This window comes from Psychrobacter submarinus, from assembly GCF_904846685.1.
GTDB classification, from domain to species: domain Bacteria; phylum Pseudomonadota; class Gammaproteobacteria; order Pseudomonadales; family Moraxellaceae; genus Psychrobacter; species Psychrobacter submarinus.
The window spans coordinates 315,296-332,536 of record NZ_CAJHBQ010000002.1 but is presented as its reverse complement, the minus strand read 5'-3'; the positions used below and the strand labels follow the sequence as shown (position 1 = coordinate 332,536).

At 45.5% G+C, this 17,241-nt stretch carries 12 protein-coding genes; 4 read left to right on the top strand and 8 right to left on the bottom strand.

Features of this window, described 5'->3' with window-relative positions:
- Positions 1 to 2: 2 nt before the first annotated feature.
- Entirely contained in the window at positions 3 to 686 is a 684-nt protein-coding gene (locus JMY03_RS07660) for a DUF421 domain-containing protein (RefSeq protein ID WP_025644268.1), read from the bottom strand.
- Between JMY03_RS07660 and JMY03_RS07655 the strand changes: the two genes are divergently transcribed.
- From JMY03_RS07655 to JMY03_RS07640, 4 genes are all read left to right on the top strand, one after another.
- The gene (locus JMY03_RS07655; RefSeq protein WP_201603257.1) at positions 657 to 1,538 is read left to right on the top strand and encodes an inner membrane CreD family protein; all 882 of its coding nucleotides are present in this window, start codon (positions 657 to 659) and stop codon (positions 1,536 to 1,538) included. The two genes, JMY03_RS07660 and JMY03_RS07655, sit on opposite strands and share 30 nt — an antisense overlap.
- A 21-nt stretch (positions 1,539 to 1,559) precedes the next feature.
- Positions 1,560 to 2,084, top strand: a complete 525-nt coding sequence (locus JMY03_RS07650) for a TIGR00645 family protein (protein ID WP_025644264.1) — start codon at positions 1,560 to 1,562, stop codon at positions 2,082 to 2,084.
- A gap of 321 nt (positions 2,085 to 2,405) precedes the next feature.
- Positions 2,406 to 3,353 carry a DMT family transporter gene (locus JMY03_RS07645; protein WP_201602661.1) on the top strand — a complete coding sequence of 316 codons (948 nt, stop codon included), beginning with the start codon at positions 2,406 to 2,408 and terminating at the stop codon, positions 3,351 to 3,353.
- Positions 3,354 to 3,520: 167 nt separating this feature from the next.
- Positions 3,521 to 3,892: an MliC family protein gene (locus JMY03_RS07640; RefSeq protein WP_025644261.1), complete on the top strand. Its 372-nt coding sequence runs from the start codon at positions 3,521 to 3,523 to the stop codon at positions 3,890 to 3,892.
- Between the two features lie 120 nt (positions 3,893 to 4,012).
- Here the strand turns inward: JMY03_RS07640 and JMY03_RS07635 are convergent, their stop codons facing one another.
- The 7 genes from JMY03_RS07635 to JMY03_RS07605 form a co-directional block, all read right to left on the bottom strand.
- A complete protein-coding gene (locus JMY03_RS07635) occupies positions 4,013 to 4,327 on the bottom strand; it encodes a class I SAM-dependent methyltransferase (RefSeq protein ID WP_201602658.1) in 315 nt (104 codons plus the stop codon).
- 361 nt (positions 4,328 to 4,688) lie between these two features.
- Positions 4,689 to 8,978 carry an ATP-dependent RNA helicase HrpA gene (gene hrpA, locus JMY03_RS07630; protein ID WP_201602655.1) on the bottom strand — a complete coding sequence of 1,430 codons (4,290 nt, stop codon included), beginning with the start codon at positions 8,976 to 8,978 and terminating at the stop codon, positions 4,689 to 4,691.
- Positions 8,979 to 9,140: 162 nt separating this feature from the next.
- The gene (locus JMY03_RS07625; protein WP_201602637.1) at positions 9,141 to 9,458 is read right to left on the bottom strand and encodes a hypothetical protein; all 318 of its coding nucleotides are present in this window, start codon (positions 9,456 to 9,458) and stop codon (positions 9,141 to 9,143) included.
- A 938-nt stretch (positions 9,459 to 10,396) separates the two neighbouring features.
- Positions 10,397 to 11,815 carry a guanine deaminase gene (gene guaD, locus JMY03_RS07620; RefSeq protein ID WP_201602634.1) on the bottom strand — a complete coding sequence of 473 codons (1,419 nt, stop codon included), beginning with the start codon at positions 11,813 to 11,815 and terminating at the stop codon, positions 10,397 to 10,399.
- A 183-nt stretch (positions 11,816 to 11,998) separates the two neighbouring features.
- The gene (locus JMY03_RS07615; RefSeq protein WP_227675550.1) at positions 11,999 to 13,018 is read right to left on the bottom strand and encodes an XdhC family protein; all 1,020 of its coding nucleotides are present in this window, start codon (positions 13,016 to 13,018) and stop codon (positions 11,999 to 12,001) included.
- The gene (xdhB, locus tag JMY03_RS07610; RefSeq protein ID WP_201602632.1) at positions 13,011 to 15,605 is read right to left on the bottom strand and encodes a xanthine dehydrogenase molybdopterin binding subunit; all 2,595 of its coding nucleotides are present in this window, start codon (positions 15,603 to 15,605) and stop codon (positions 13,011 to 13,013) included. Before xdhB ends, JMY03_RS07615 begins: the two co-directional genes overlap by 8 nt.
- Positions 15,605 to 17,206 carry a xanthine dehydrogenase small subunit gene (locus JMY03_RS07605; RefSeq protein ID WP_201602630.1) on the bottom strand — a complete coding sequence of 534 codons (1,602 nt, stop codon included), beginning with the start codon at positions 17,204 to 17,206 and terminating at the stop codon, positions 15,605 to 15,607. Before JMY03_RS07605 ends, xdhB begins: the two co-directional genes overlap by 1 nt.
- Positions 17,207 to 17,241: the final 35 nt, after the last annotated feature.

Here is a 17,241-nt window from a genome sequence, read left to right as displayed (position 1 = left end):
GCTTATCTGACAATCTGGCTATTGAGCGCTTTTGCCCAGTTTTTGCAGTTATTCTGACAGCGCGAGCATATTTGATTAGGGGTTGTGATATGCTCGATATAACCGCAGTACATGCAAGCATAATGCACGCCTGACTCTACCTGCTCCACTGGCTGATACTGCTTAGGAAAAAGCGGCATACCGTAGCCTGTTTGCTCAGGTGGGTATAATAAGACGCTAAAATTGCCATCGGTTTCTAGCAGGCCGGTACGCACTTGCCCTAGATGCTCCACGCCCTGCTGACGCATCTCAGCAAAAAACTCATCGTGCGACATCTTGCCTTTTTTGATTTTGTCGAGCACCAGCATCCCATCTTCTACGATATACAGCGATCTTCCTTCTAGCAAATTTTCAAACGGCTGAAACTTCATCATCGCCCACGTACACAAGCGATACAGCAAGATGACGGTACTCATAATCAGCACCGCTTGGATGATCGGTAAATCCTCAGTAAACATCGGGTCGCCAGCGATAGAGCCTAATGACAAAATGATAGTCAGCTCAAATATAGATAACTGACGGACGCCGCGCTTACCCGTAAAGCGCAAGAACATAATAATCAGTACAAACATCACAGTCACACGTACCAATATCTCTAGGACAAATGCCCACGTGGTATCATAAATAAAAATACTCGCCCAATCCATAAATGGTTCCTTGTTGATATTACTATTGATTTACCGCTTGCCGGTATTAGTAACTTAAACACAGTCCCTACCGGCTCAAACTTTAAGCTGAGTATGCAAAGCAACTGGCATGCACCAAACTTTATAGGTAAAGCTTTGCCGAATACTAAAGACTTTAGTGCTGAGGGATTTACTGCTAACTGGCAGAACCAGTACCTGACTGTGGCTAATAATCAGTATTTATCGCAGTGCTTGAGCACGGCAAACAATAGCTGCACCGTTGATAGCAGAGCGCGCTTAGACAGTGGCAATCATGCTGATTATGAGGCGGCAGCAGTCGTCGGACAAGAAGCTGCCGGTAGCATAGGTAGCACCAATCACGGCAACCTAAATAGCGTGCGTCTTAATAGCTTTGGGGTCAGTTTCGCAGAACCTAACGATGTTTATTTGCAAACAGAACGTACCATGAAATACGCTCTACTATTAATTTTGATCTCATTTGGCACTTTCTTTTTATTTGAAGTGATTAAATCGAGTCGCATCCATCCGATTCAGTATTTGTTAGTAGGCTGCGCGCTATTGACGTTTTATGTGTTATTACTGCCATTAGCTGAGCAAATCGCTTTTTGGCAAGCTTATGCTATTGCAGGTAGTAGCTGCGTTGGGCTGATCGGTTGGTACACTTATTATGTGCTCGGCGGCGTCAGGCAAGCGGTTATCTTTACCGCTATCTTAGCCGGTCTCTACGCCGCCTTTTATGGCATTCTCACCACTGAAGATCTAAATTTACTGTTAGGTGCGGTATTCTGCTTTATACTACTTGCCTGCGTAATGATCATGACCCGTAAAATTGACTGGTATAAGATCGCTTGACTTAACACTAAAGAGACCTCAATGATAAAAAAAATTGAATTTTATTTAGAAAAGACCATCTTCAATAGTCGTTGGATATTGACACCGTTTTATTTAGGCTTAGTAATAGGTATCTTTTTGCTATTTATTAAGTTCGTACAAAAGCTAGTAGGAATGATGACTTATGTAGTAGACGCCCCAGTATCTGATGTTATTGTAGATATCTTGGTACTAGTTGATATTTCCTTGGTAGCTAGTTTATTGCTCATTATTATCTTTAGCGGCTATGAGATTTTTGTCTCCAAAATCGATACGGGCACAAGCGACGATCGTCCAAGCTGGATGGGAAAAGTGGACTTTTCAGGCCTAAAGCTAAAAGTAATAGGCGCGATAGTTGCTATCTCAGCCATTGATCTTCTCAAGTCGTTTATGGATATATCTAGCAAGATGAGTGATCTCGATGCTGATAAGCTCATGTGGAAAGTGATTATTCACATGGCTTTTGTACTCTCAGGTTTATTGTTTGCATTCATGGATAAAATCGTAGGCGACACCAAAAAGCATTAATCAATGTCATTACTTATAGGGCGTGTTGAACATTCACAAATAGGCACTGCTGATCGCTAAAATTGTTCCAGACAAGGCGCAAAGCGACGATAATGCAGATGCCTTAGCGAGATTTGTAACGCAGTATGGCGCAATTTTAGCATCAGCCCCAACGATAAAAGCAGGGGACAGGACTCTTTTTTGCCGCTTCATTGGTAAAAATAGACGCTTAGAGCGACTAAGCTTACTATTTTTACCTTCGAATCGTCTAAAAAATAGTCTCTGTCAGTGCCATGGTTGAATGTTCAACACGCCCTAATATTCTAATTCTAAAGGGTTCTCTTGACAGCTACTTTCTATACTATCATTGCTCTGCTCGCCTTTGCCGCCAATTCTCTTCTATGCCGAATGGCATTGATGGAAGGGGCTATCGATCCTTGGAACTTTACGATTTTACGACTACTGAGCGGCGCTATTTGTTTAGGTATTATCATCACCCTTCATACACATCGTCTAAAACATCAGACACAAACCGCGACTTCTTTTAACAGCGACTCTAACACTGACAATAATAACGCTACTGTTGCTGCTATTTTAGCAGATAAAGGCAGCTGGCTTAGTAGTATCAGTTTAGTGGTCTACGCGCTTTGTTTTTCGCTTGCTTATGTGGATCTAGATACCGGCACTGGGGCGCTCATATTATTTGCTGCTGTGCAACTGACGATGATAGGTTGGGGTATTTACCAAAAGGAGCAATTAACTGTACTGCAGTGGCTCGCGCTAGCTTGCGCGCTGATTGGCTTTGTCTATTTGATGCTCCCTTCAGCAGCCATACCTTCTTTTACAGGCGCTCTGACTATGGCACTTAGCGGTATAGCTTGGGGCATCTATAGTATACGCGGCAAAGCTTGTCTCTCGCCGCTACGAGCTACGGGGTTTAATTTTATCAGAAGCCTAGTCGCTATTCCTTTTTTGTTGATAGTCGCTATCAGCCATTGGGTTGGGATAAGTATGCAAGGCGTGGTGCTAGCAGTAATATCAGGCGCGATTACTTCTGGCCTCGGCTACTGTATGTGGTATGTGGCTATGCCCTTGTTAAAAAACACTCAAGCGGCAGTGGTGCAGCTTTGTGTACCGATAATCGCAGCACTAGGAGGCGTTTTGTTTTTGTCAGAAACTCTGAGCTTACGCTTTATTATCGCAAGTATCGTTATTCTAGGAGCAGTATTAGTATTCGTGCTTAATAAAAAGCCTAATAATAAAGATTCTGCTGTCATTGTAGAGTCATAATCGGAGCCTAATTATCCAAGCCTGGCTCGTTTAAAATTTAAACTTATACACTTTGAAATACGATGGTTACGAGACAGGTATCAAATGATAACTAGTATAGTTTTATTAAAGTGTAGGATACTCGTTGGCATTTAAACACTTCATTCTTAGATTTTCTGAGGACAATTATGAAAAAATTACTAGTATTAACGCCAGCGGTTTTAGCTTTAGCTGCTTGTGCCAATAATCCATTCGTGGGAAGCGATCAGACAGGTGCTACAAATCAAGTCGTCAACTCTTATACTTGTGAAGGCAATGGTAAAGTTACCGCTGCCTATGCTGCAGATGGTAGCGCTGCTAACTTAAACATTACTATGCCAAAATTCGGTATTAGCAATCAAAAAGTTATCATGACGCAAGCGGTATCTGGTTCTGGCACGCGCTATGTTAATAATGACAATCCTAAGATGAACCTACAGTGGCAGACAAAAGCAGACTACGGTGTCATCAGCGCGAAGCTCGCTAATGGTAAAGAATACAGCGTAAACTGCACGATGTAATCGTAAAGACTCTGTTCAAAAATAAACAAGGTGATAGATACTAAATCTATCACCTTTTTTTGGCAGAAATATTTACTAAATAATCAGTTGACTATGACATCCCTTAAGACTGTTTTTTCTCTACCTATAAATGGAGATGATAGCATCCCAACTATTGACTCCAAACTCATAATCAGCCAGATCAGCGACTTGAGTGCGGATAGTAACGCCTTTATCAGTGGCTAATTGCTGCGCTTTGTGTAACCCAACTTCAGATAAGTCCATGGCGGTCACTTCATAACCTTGCTCGGCTAAGAAAACAGCGTTCCTGCCCTCGCCTTCTGCTAGGCATAAGACACGCCCGCCTGCAGGTATCCGCTTGTATTCTTCCTTTAAAAAATCGTTAGGCTCAGTGCCATAAGCAAAGCCCGGTTCGCTGTAGCGTTCATCCCACATATTATTATCCTTGTTTAGCAAACTTATAAGTAAGAACTTTAATCAGAGCAACATGTCAAGTTTTGGAGTGAGCAGTACAATTTTTTACGTGTCCAAAAAAATCTATTTAAATCTCGCTTAAACAAAAGCTTCCTTGCGACGCTATGAGCTAGGAAATAATAAAGGTTTGGGGGACCTTTATCCTAGCGCAAGAGAAAATCTATGATTTTCTGGCGACATGCAATTTTCTAACGCGTCCAAAAAATTCCCTTTAAGGAATTTTTACTTGCGACGCTAAAATTAGCATGTAATTTTTTAACGCGTCCAAAAAATTCCCTTTAAGGAATTTTTACTTGCGACGCTAAAATTAGCATGTAATTTTTTAACGCGTCTCATCCCAAACCTTTTTAAGACGCTTTGGTGAGACCGCCATACGCGTTTTCATCGGTTGGGCGAAGAGCTGAATACGGTATTCTTCCACCATCCAGCGGTACTTCCTGATAGCAGCGTCGCTCGCACGATTAGCCAGTCGCTCCATGTGCACATCGAGCGCATAAACGCCTTCGAGATCCGACTCAAGGTTATGCTCAAGCCGCTCAATTCGCAACTCTAGTGCCTCTAGATAACGCGGATACTGCTGCCAATGACTGTAGTCCATACGATAAACAAAATCCGCTAAGTACAAGTCCGATAGCTGATCCTCGATATCATCGATGGACTCGCCAAACACTTCTTGATCGAGCATCAATAGGCTCTGACGAATACGCTGCCAGCGCGTATAGACTTCTTTGAGGATTTTGATGACGCTTTGTCCTGTCAGCAGGAAGTTACTGACTACAACTTTTTCAGTCTGTTGGTACTCCTCGCTTGTAAAAGGCAGCTCCTCACTCAAGTCAACCGCGATACTATCAGCGCTCTCAGGTAAGTCAGAGCTATGATCGAATAAGACATAGTGCTCTTCTAAAGTGGCATCGAGCGCGGCATCGATAACGATAGTCTTCAGCTTTTCCATATCACCTAAAGGTGCAAAAGCCATTTTGAATATCTTATCGATTTGGCTAGTCAGCTGTTTTTTCTTTGCGCCAAGCTTAGCTTTGATTAAGGTTAATACTCCCGTGCGATGCGCCTCCAAGGCGGCATTGACATCAGTATATTGATGAATCGATACCGCGGTACCTGCTTCGTCGGCGACCAAAGCAGAGAACTGCTTCATCACCACGCCTGCGCTATGGCGGTTTTTGCTAAAGGTAAAGTGCTCAGGGAAACTCGTATGCGCGCCTTGCTGTTCGGTCACCGCTTGACTGGTCTCACTGGCATGACGGATTTGCAACGTTTGCAGATCACGCCCCTTTTCGATAATACGGTTTTTGTCATCGACGACTGATATCTGCGGCTGCAAGTAACGATCGATAGATGAGGGATCAAATTTGTCGGGCGTCACCGAGGTAATACCGCGGCGATTCAGCGCATGGCAAAGCTGCTTAAGCAGACCTTGCTCGCCCTCAGGCTTGAGCTCATCAAACAAACTATCCGCGGTATCTGGAATCGGTACGATTTGACGGCGAATGTCTTTTGGCAAGGATTTGAGCAGTTGCAGTACTAGCTCATAGCGCCAACCCGGTACGCCCCATAACAGCTCGATAGCATCAAGCTGCGGTAGTGCAGCAAGTGGCACCCGAATGGTCACCCCATCATCGTCGCTGGCAGGATCAAACACGTAACGCAGTGGCAAGCGCAAATCGCCTAACTGCCAAATCTCAGGGAAGTCGCCGGTAGTCGGTGCTTGACTGTTAAGCACATCGTTATCGGTAAAGAATAGATACTTAGGATCGCTTTTTTCCATCTCCGCTCGCCAATCTTCGAAGGCTTTGCGGCTAGCGACGTTCTCAGGAACTTTTTTATCATAAAACTGATACAGCGCCTCTTCGTCGACGAGTAAATCGCGGCGCCGCAATTTGTCCTCAATGCGTTCAACATGAGCAATTTTATCCATGTTGTGCTGCAAAAACGGCGCTTGCCGACCCAAATTACCCGTTACTAAACCGTCACGGATAAATATCTCCCGCGACTCTGCCAAATTGACCTGCTCATAGTTGGTCAGCTGCTTAGAGATGATAATCAGGCCAAACAGACTGATCTGTGCGTAGGCTTTGACGCGTCCGGTCTTCTTTGACCAATGCGGCTCGAAGTAATGATATTTGAGCAAATTACCCGCTTCAGCGATAATCCACTCAGGTTCTATCTTGGCAACGGTACGCATAAACACCTGCGAGGTCTCGACGACCTCAAAAGCCATCACCCAAGGCGGTACTTGTTTAAATACAGTACTAGCGGGAAATATTTTGGCTTTTTGTTGACGCGCGGCCAGATACTCGCCGCGGCTTTCTGTTTTGTGCGCGATGGTCGAGAGCAGGCCTGTCAGTAGCGCCCGATGTAGATTGGCGTACTTAACCGCTTTGATGTCTTCATCTTCAATCAGCGTGGGATCGCCGCTTAGCTTTTTTGGATTGCTTATTTTTTTACTTGTAGTTTTAGCATCGTTATTGTTTTTAGCGTTTTTTTGCTTAGTTTTACTATTACCCTTTACTTCTTTTACATCGGTTAGATTTAAATCAGTGACCATTTGCACCAATTGGCGATGGGTTTGATTCCACTCACGCACGCGCGGGAAGCTAAGATAGTTCTTTTTGGTGAAGTTTTTACGCTGATTGCCAGAGAGTTTGTTGCCGTGCTCGTCAGCCTCAAATAGCGCCTTCCAAAGACTCAAGTAAAACAAAAAGTCCGAGTCATCTTGACGAAATTCAGCGTGCTTTTGATCGGCCTGTTGGCGTTTATTCGCAGGACGCTCGCGTGGATCTTGCACTGCTAGAGCCGCAACAATAATCAGCATCTCGCGAATACAATCGTAGTCGCTACCGGCAACCAGCATACGTGCCAGCCTTGGATCGATAGGCATACGCGCCATCTTTTGCCCGATACGAGTCAGACGCAGATGATCCAAAGTTTGTTTGCGTTTGGGTAGGTTAGCTTTGTCATTTTTGGCGGTAATTGCGCCAAGCTCGTCAAGCAATTTATGACCATCAGTCACCAAACGGCTATCGGGCGGCTCGATAAATTCAAAATTCTCGACGCTACCTAAACGCAGGTTTGCCATCTGCAATATAACGGATGCAAGATTGGTTCGCAGTATCTCAGGCTCGGTAAACTCAGGGCGACCGCTAAAGTCCTCCTCAGAATACAGACGAATACAAACGCCCGGTGCGACACGACCACAGCGACCTTTACGCTGATTGGCAGCCGCTTGTGAGATCGCTTCAATCGGCAAACGCTGTACGCGCGAGCGATAAGAGTAGCGTGATATGCGCGCAAAGCCCAAGTCAATCACGTAGCGAATACCGGGTACCGTTAGAGCGGTCTCGGCAACGTTAGTGGCGATGACGATACGGCGTCCGCGGCCAGAGGGCTGAAAGATGCGCTGCTGCTCTTCATAAGTTTGACGTGCAAACAGCGGTAGCACTTCGGTATGCTTAGGTCCATGACGAACCAGTACATCTTGCAGTTCTCGAATCTCAGCTTCGGTTGCGGCAAAGATTAATATATCTGCTTGATCGGCGTGGCCTTTGCTTTGTGCGTCGGTGAAGCACTCATCCACTGCGGCAACGACTGCTCGCGGTAGGTTTTCCTCGAAGTCATCATAGCTGTCATCATCTGAGCTAGTCACTGGCTCATCAGTGAGCGGACGATAACGCACTTCAACGGGGAAGCTGCGACCCTCAACGTTAAAAATCGGCGCAGGGATTTTTCGTTTGAGCTTGTTATCATAATGACTAAAGTACTCGCTAAAACGCTGGGTATCGAGTGTCGCTGAGGTAATAATAACTTTGAGATCAGGGCGCTTAGGCAGCAGCTTTTTGAGATAGCCCATAATAAAGTCAATATTAAGACTACGCTCATGCGCCTCATCGATAATAATCGTATCGTACTTACTCAAAAACCTGTCATGACCAAGCTCAGCGAGCAAGATACCATCGGTCATCAATTTGACAATCGACTGCGCTGACCCCTGCTCGTTAAAGCGAATCTTAAAGCTAACGGTATTACCCAATTTCTCGCCAAGCTCTTCGGCAATACGGTTAGAGACGCTACGTGCAGCAAGACGACGCGGCTGCGTATGCCCAATCTGCCCTGTTATACCGCGGCCCGCTAGCATCGCAAGCTTTGGTAATTGCGTGGTTTTACCAGACCCTGTCTCCCCTGCGACGATGATGACTTGGTTGTCAATGATGGCTTGCACGATGTCATCAGCGCGCTGACTGACAGGCAAATCTAGGTTTAAGGTGGCTGGCAAATTGTCTGGGATACTATCGATACGCGACTGCACAACCTGCTGTGAGCGCGTTTTGATTTTATCGTACTGCGCACGCTTTTTAGCCAGCTCTTTTTGCGCTTTGTCTTGCTTATTATCAGTATTTGAATTTTTGTTTTTTGATACCGCCGCGCGTGCCAGCTCACGCTCTAACCGGCTTAAGTAGTGGCTATCTTTTGCCAACACAGGTAGTTCTGTAAGGCTATCTTTGTCTGCTATCTGAGCTAGATTACGAATCGTATCATTTAGATCTTTTGCTGAGTTATTCTCTGCTAAGTTTGGCGCATCTTTCAAAGTATTAGACATATTTGCTTAGGCTATTTATTGTTTATAAGTGCTAAGAGTATGGGGGTATTTTCGGCGGGATTCAAGGTGGTTAAGGTGTTTGCTTGGTAGCTTAAATTAGCTTTTAACCTTTTAGAAAGCTGTTTTAAAAACACTATAAAGATATAGGAGCTGTTGAAATAATCAATCGCTACTGCTATAAATCGTCCGCTGATCTCTAGCTGCCTTTGCAAAGAAGTCTTGCAGCTTTTGTAATGGGACTCTAGGAAAAGGCAGTTGCAAAGAGAGTATCACTCGCTCAAACGCTACCATCTCTTCAGCTAAAGCCTTGGCGATGTCAGGTTCGATCTGTGGGTTGTCATAGAGCGTATCGATAAGCCAAGTTAATTGCGGAAAGTCGGCATTGTTATGAACCTGATACAGCGTAGGTACGAGCTTATCAGAGATTTGGCAGCGTGTTTTTCGAAACAAGCCGTTCTTGTAGTACATATTTAAAGCCATACCAGCCCCTTGCTTTGGTTGCAACACTTATACTGACACTAGATTACCACACCCTCTTCATTATTATCAGTATGTGTCAATTTAGAGCTATCATTAATAGTAAACCTTATTAAATTATTAATTGCTAATAGGCTGATGCGCTAATCAGTCTGCGCTAAAAAGTCTTTGACCACAGCGACTGTCGCTTGTGGATCTTCTTCATGCGGTACATGTCCTAAATCCTCAAATACCTTGAGCTGACTATCAATACAGCCAATGAAATGCCTGAGGCCAGAATAGCAAATAATAGAATTTTGACTAAGCGTTTTTGCATTTAATAGATACTCATTAAATTTAGTAGATTAGGCGTCATTTGAGACCGTCATTTGAGACCGTCATTTGAGACAAAGTACCGCTTTGAAAAAAGCTGATTTCAAGCTTATAAATACAAAAAAGCCAGAGCATATTTACTATAGTCGATACACTCTAAAAATGTCATAGCGCTACTGGGATGAATTTTGCGCAGCCTCTGGGAACGCAGCACGCAAGTAAAATTTATACCAGTAGCGCGTTTAAATCCATAACAGTTTTACATTCAGCTAACTATAAGTAGATTAGGGCGTGTTGAACATTCGACCATGGCACTGACAGCGACTATTTTTTAGGCGTTTCGATGTTAAAAATAATAAGTTTAGTCATTCTAAGCGCTTATTTTTAACGATGAAGCGGCAAAAAAAAGTCCTGTCCCTGTTGTTGTCGTGAGGGCTGATGCTAAAATTGCCCCATACTGCGTTACAAATCTCGCTAAGGCATCTGCATTATCGTCGCTTTGTGCCTTGTCTGGAACAATTTTAGCGATCAGCAGTGCCTATTTGCGAATGTTCAACACGCCCTAGTAAACATACTCTGACTATATCAAATTATAGCGCTATGCCAAACCCTATCTCTAAAGTCGCCTTTTAAGCGCTAAGCTTTTTATATCGACTCACCCCAGCAATGATAGTCTCATCAATCACTCGGTCATCGCCTAGCATCATCAAGACAAATAACTGCTCCTCAAGAGTTTTCGTCTGACTCATGCGGCGCTCTAATAACGCTGTGCCTGCTAAGTCAATCACCACAAAATCGGCTTCTTTATTCGGCATAAAGTTACCAATTTTATCGTCTAGTACTAGTGACTGCGCGTTACCTAAAGTAATCTGATACAAGCCTTGATGCGCGGATAGCGGATTGCTCTGGAGTTGCTGGACTTTATAGGCTTCATTTAACGTCGTCAGCATTGATAGACTGGTGCCCGCGCCGACGTCGGTGGCAATACTGACTCCGGTGTAGCTCAACGTCTTTGGCAAATCAAATAGCCCACTACCTAAAAACAAATTGGACGTTGGGCAGTGAGCGATCTGAGTGCCAGTATCGCGCAGCACTTCGTACTCTGATGTCTCAAGATAGATACCGTGTGCCAGCGTCGTATAGCGGCCCAATAGGGACATATCCGCATAGACATCGAGGTAGCCCTTGTGATTGGGATACAGCTCACGGACAAAAGCGACTTCATCACGGTTTTCGGCTAGGTGGGTTTGTAAGTACACGTCATCATAGCTGGCGTAAAGCTCGCCTGCCATTTGCAGCTGTCTAGGCGTTGAGGTAATCGCAAACCTTGGAGTAATAGCGACATGCTGACGACCACGATTATGCCACTTATCGATGATATCTTGGCTATCGCGGATACCCTGCTCTGTAGATACACACAGATGCTCAGGCGCATTAGTGTCCATCAGTACGTTACCCGTAATCATCCGCGTCTTAAGTTTTTCGCTCTCTAAAAAGAACGCCTCAACAGACTCAGGGTGGCTTGTGGCAAATACTAGCGCGGTCGTCGTACCATTAGCAAAAAGCTGATTTAAAAAAAACTGTGCCGTATCATGTGCAACTTTTGGATCACCGAAATTTGCTTCGGTGACAAACGTATAGTTATTGAGCCAATCAAGCAACTGTTCACCGTAAGACGCAATCATGTCTATCTGCGGATAATGTACGTGAGTATCAATAAAACCTGGCATGATTAGCTTATCTTGATAATCATGGATTTTTACGGGTTCCTGACCTTCTTGATCATTAGCGTAACTCAATAAAATAGCGTGTTTATGACCGTAATCAACCACGAGACCCGTGACGTCATCGACGACTAATGCACCCTTGGCGATATATTCAGGATAGACGGTTACGCCAGCCACTACCGGTAATAGCGTTATGTTTTTTTGGACAACTGTAGTCTCGAGATCATCCGAGCTCTCAGAATTAGTGCGTGCTATTCTTTCGTCATAATCATCTTGGGTCAGGTAATGTAATAATTGCGCTTGATAAATATGGATAGTCATAAAAAAGTCTCACCACTCTATTCATAGCACTGATGTCCATAGGCTATGATCGGTATAAAAAAGGATTAAAGTCGTTTAAAAAGTTACTTTTTATGGCTATGTTGCACTCTTAATTGGCACTTACAGATAGCTCAGTAGTGATAGATTGTAAAGTTAAACAGCCGGGAGTGGTATATGGATTGCTCACGCTTGATGATACTGCTGCATAATTTGTGCAGCGATAGATACCGCCACTGCCATCGGCTCTTTACCGCCTATAGGCAAGCCTATGGGCATAGTGATTCTCTTAACTAATGACTCACTATAGCCGCGCTGTAGCAAGCGATCACAAAAGCGCTTAGCCTTAGTCGCAGAACTGATACAGCCAATATAAGGAGACGATCCTTTGATAGAGTTATCTACGAGCTCAGTATTATTTTTATCAAGCATTGAGCTATCTTCAAAGGTTCTCTCGTCGTCCGCTTTGAGTACGTCTAATGCTGCACGCACTAACTCAAAATCAAGATTATGATCATGGGTCATAACCAGCATAAAGCGTTTACCGCCTTGCTCTATAAAAGGGCGAACAAAATCCACAGGCTCGTCATCGATATGTACGCGAATGTGCTTTGGCAAGCGATAAGTAGGCTCATCTACATTCTGTGTACTCTTAATCGTAGACTCAGCCGATAGATACTGATCGAACCTCTCAGCTCGGCTATCCACCCAATCTACCTGACAAGGCAGCTCTGCTAATATCGTCATCAAAGCCGCTGCCACATGACCGCCGCCAAATACTAGTATCGACAAAGGCGGCGTGATATTAAAGCACTCAAACATAACAGTCACACTACCACCGCAGCATTGGGCCAGCTTAGCGCCTAATGGATAGTGTTTAGTGTAGACCGCATCACGGCGCGCAGCTTTTGCCTTCTCAGAGCGCGCTTTTTGTGATGTTTTGGCGGTTGTGCCCACATCGGTTTCAAGCTCGCCAGTGAGCAGCTGTCTTGCGGTGCTGATGACATCATGCTCAAGGCCGCCGCCGCCTAACGTGTCGCTAAAATCATCGCCGGTCACAACCATCTTCGCCTGCAGCGCCCTTGGAGCTGAACCGTTGACAGCAACGACAGTCGCCAATACATGCGCAGCCCCCTGCTGCTGATAGCGCGCTAGAGCCTCGTACCAACGTTCAGGCGGCATGGCCGATACAGATAAATTACTCACTGTGGGCCGGACCCCTAGCGACTGAGACATTAGGATCTTTTATTGCCTCAGGCTGCTCGTCATCGTGCTCGCCTGCCGATTTAGGGGGACTGGTGTCCTCAGCGTGTGGCACTGGCTGCGCTTTATCTTTATTATCCATCTTCACTTTCCCATCGGCGCTGAACTGCTCTTTGACTTCTGGGTGACTATCGGTATTTATGTCATCAGTAGGATTTTTTCTTACAGGTATCTCCCACTCCTCCCCTTGCAAGCGCATTACTGCTTTTAGCACCGCTTCACTAGTGGCAGGCATAGTCAGATCAGGGTTTACCTTATAATCCGCTAAGCTTGCCACCGCATTGTTGATCGCGCACCAAACACTAGCGGCTAGCATAAAGGGCGGCTCGCCTACCGCTTTTGAGTTATAAATAGTCTGCTCTTCGTTTTTGCGATCGAATAGCTTGACGCTCCACTGTTTTGGCAGATCATGCGACGTTGGAATTTTATAATTAGCAGGACTGTTCGAAGCTAGCGTGCCTTTGTCATCCCATGTCAGCTCTTCTGTGGTAAGCCAGCCCATACCTTGTACGAAACCGCCTTCAATCTGTCCAATATCAATAGCGGGATTAATTGACTGCCCGACATCGTGCAAGATATCGCAGCGCAGCACCTTATATTCGCCCGTCATAGTGTCAATCTCTACTTCTGCACAAGACGCGCCCAAGGCAAAGTAGAAGAAAGGCCGACCCCAAGCTTTGGAGCGATCGTAAAATATCTTTGGCGTTTTATAGTAGCCAGTAGCAGAGAGGCTAATGCGGTGCTGATAGGCAAGGAGTACCAGCTCTGCAAACGTTAAGGTCTCTTTATCGCCAATCTGCACATGATTATTTTCAAACTTGATACTATCAGACGGCACTGCAAAGTGCTCAGCGGCAAACTCAACTAAGCGCCCTTTAATGGTAAGGCAAGCGTTTTGCGCGGCTTTACCATTGATATCCGTACCTGAAGAGGCAGCGGTTGGCGAAGTATTCGGTACTTTATCAGTGCGCGTTGCAGTGACCTTGACCGTATCTAAGTCCACTTCGAATTCATTGGCGACGATTTGGGCAATCTTAATGTATAAGCCTTGCCCCATCTCTGTACCGCCATGGTTGATTTGAATGGTGCCATCGGTATAGATGTGCACTAGCGCGCCTGCTTGGTTAAGATGCTGCACAGTAAAAGAGATGCCGAATTTGACAGGCGTTAAAGCTATGCCTAAACGCTTGTCGCTACCTTCAGCCTGAGCCTTTTCGTTAGCCGCCATTATCTGCTGACGACGCTTATCGTAATCACAGTCTTTCGCTAGATTGTCCATCAAAGTGGCCAAATCAAAATGCTCAATTGGCTGACCATAATGGGTGGTTTGACCATCTTGATAAAGATTATTTAGGCGCACCTCTAGCGGATCTTTACCTAACGTATAAGCAATTTGATCCATCATATATTCAGCAGTCATTAGACCTTGTGGCCCCCCAAATCCGCGATAAGCGGTGTTTGAGACCGTATGCGTTTTGCAGCGGTGGCCGGCAACTTTTGCCGCAGGATAATAGTAAGCATTGTCACAGTGGAACATCGCGCGATCGACAATAGCGTCAGATAGATCTGGGGAATAACCACACAGCCCTGACAGCTGCATATCGACGCCTAGGATCTGTCCAGACTCATCAACACCGACCTCGTAGCGATTAGAGAACTCATGACGCTTACCGGTGACCACCATGTCGTCTTGACGATCCAAGCGCATACTCACAGGCACATTATGACGTTTGGCAACGATAGCGCTCAGACATGACCAAGCCGCCGCTTGCGTCTCTTTACCGCCAAAGCCGCCACCCATTCTGCGCACGACCGTACTGACTGCATGAAAAGGCAGATCGGTGACTTCAGCGACTAGCTGCTGCACCTCACTTGGATGCTGAGAGGATGTATAAACCTCAAGGCCGCCATCATCACAAGGCGTGACATAAGACACTTGCCCCTCTAGATAGAAGTGCTCTTGCCCTAACATATGGATATGACCTTGCAAGCGCTTAGGAGCATTCTCTAAAGCTGACTGCGTATCGCCTCGCGTCATAAAGTGGCTTGGACGTACAAACTGCTCTTGCTCAAGCGCTTGCTCAACCGTCACTATCGCAGGCAACGGCTCATATTCGACTTTCGCTTCCAAAACGGCCTTTTTTGCTGCGCGGTGACTCGTTGCCACTACTGCAAATAGCGTCTGACCGACGTATTCAGTGATGCTATCTACCATCAAAGGATCACCATCAAACACAGGTCCGATATCCGTTGCCGCAGGCAAGTCTTTAAACACTAAAACATCAACCACCCCGTCAGCCGCTCTCACCGCATCTAAGTCCATACTGATAATACGCGCATGAGCGTGCGTGCTTTTGCCCACTGCCAGATGCAGCGTACCTTGCGGCTTTAAGATATCATCGACGTAGGTCGCCGTTCCCATTACGTGACTAATGGCACTATCATGCTTAGCGGAGCTGCCGATTTTGTTTTTGGGTGGACGTACTCGGCGGATTTTATAGCTATCAAAAAGGCTTGAATGATGACTCATTATGCTGCTCCCTGCGTTGGTAACTCAGTCATTAACTGCTTGGCGCACTTGACTAGTAAGCGCTGCACCACATGCATACGATATTCGCGGCTGGCTCTGACATCCGTCATGGGTGACACATCCAAAGGCATGGCATCTGCTGCCATCTTAAAACTTGCGATGTTAACTTTCTGACCGATAAGCGCGTCTTGGCAATGCTGCGCTAACAGAGGAATAGCAGCCATACCGCCTAAACCGATTTTGGCATTAGCAATCGATGAGTTATCTGCTGATAAATCAATTCTCGCTGCCAATAGACAAGCTGAGATATCGTCCTCATAACGTTTACTAATTTTGTGAATAAATAGGTGCTGATGCGCTTGCATTAAAGGAATATGCACCCCGACTACATAACTGCCTGGACGCAATTTGGTTTTTTTATAATCTAGGAAAAACTCAGCCAAAGAGATGGTTTCATCAGAGACTGCAAATGATTTTTTACTATCGTTATCAGCATCCGTCTCTTCATTGATGACATCACAGTGGCGTAGATGCACTCGCGCCTCTAATGCTAACAACACAGGCGGCAGATCACCAATCGGTGAGGCATTGGCAATATTGCCGCCAAGCGTACCCATATTACGGATCTGCGGTGAGGCCGTTCGCGCAAATAAATCAGCAAAAGCAGGAAAGTGCTGCTCTAGAATCGGCAGCATTTGCTTATAAGTCATGCCCGCGCCGAACGTTAACTCTTGATTATCGGCAGACTCTGAGAGCGACCACTGCTGTAGCTCATCGAGCGCTGAAAGCTGAATAATAACCTCATGATCCATCAAGCGCTGAGTAACGGTCAGTCCCAAATCAGTACCTCCCGCCCATATTGTGGCAGTAGGATACACAACGAGTAATTGGTTCAGCTCGCTGACAGTACGTGGTATAAATAGCTGCTTTGAGCCATTAATCAAGGCAGGCTCTATGGGGCGTAGTTGAGTATTTGACTCGGCCTTATCAGTATCGGTTTTCTGAGCAGCATGACTCGTCATAGCATCTGTTGCTAGAGTGAGCGCTTTGGACGGCGTATTTGCGCTATCGAGCTGTTGACCGATTTGCTGCATTTTTAAACCAGCATCGATAATAGGCCGATAGCCGGTACAGCGGCATAGATTGCCAGATATAGAAGCGACGATCTCATCGTAGCTAAAATTAGCGGCGTTTGCATTATCCTGTGTCTGCAGGCGATTGTTTTCGTATAGGTTCGCCAATGACATCACAAAGCCTGGCGTACAAAACCCGCACTGCGAGCCGTGACATTCAACCATCGCTTGCTGCGCAGGATGCAATAGTGCCCGATCAGGATGGTTTTCAGGGTTATCTGCTAGGTAGGCGGCTGTCAATAAATGATGACCATCCATTAATGACAGTAGTGTGATACAAGAGTTGAAAGTAAAAAAAGGCTCACTCTCAGTACCCGCTTGCGACGGTAAGCGCTGAGCCATGATGGTACAAGCCCCGCAATCACCACTACCGCAGCCTTCTTTGGTATCGGTTTGACGCTCGTGCAAGCGCAAATATTCAAGCACGGTAGTATTAGGGTTGCAAACAGTTAAATAAAATATATACAAAACTACCTATTTATTACTATAATAGATAGATTATA

Coding starts and splice junctions, on each gene's coding strand:
- xdhB (WP_201602632.1), bottom strand. CDS start 15,605: ATGAGTCATCATTCAAGCCTTTTTGATAGCTATAAAATCCGCCGAGTA.
- hrpA (WP_201602655.1), bottom strand. CDS start 8,978: ATGTCTAATACTTTGAAAGATGCGCCAAACTTAGCAGAGAATAACTCA.
- JMY03_RS07660 (WP_025644268.1), bottom strand. CDS start 686: ATGGATTGGGCGAGTATTTTTATTTATGATACCACGTGGGCATTTGTC.
- JMY03_RS07650 (WP_025644264.1), top strand. CDS start 1,560: ATGATAAAAAAAATTGAATTTTATTTAGAAAAGACCATCTTCAATAGT.
- JMY03_RS07640 (WP_025644261.1), top strand. CDS start 3,521: ATGAAAAAATTACTAGTATTAACGCCAGCGGTTTTAGCTTTAGCTGCT.
- JMY03_RS07635 (WP_201602658.1), bottom strand. CDS start 4,327: ATGTGGGATGAACGCTACAGCGAACCGGGCTTTGCTTATGGCACTGAG.
- guaD (WP_201602634.1), bottom strand. CDS start 11,815: ATGACTATCCATATTTATCAAGCGCAATTATTACATTACCTGACCCAA.
- JMY03_RS07625 (WP_201602637.1), bottom strand. CDS start 9,458: ATGGCTTTAAATATGTACTACAAGAACGGCTTGTTTCGAAAAACACGC.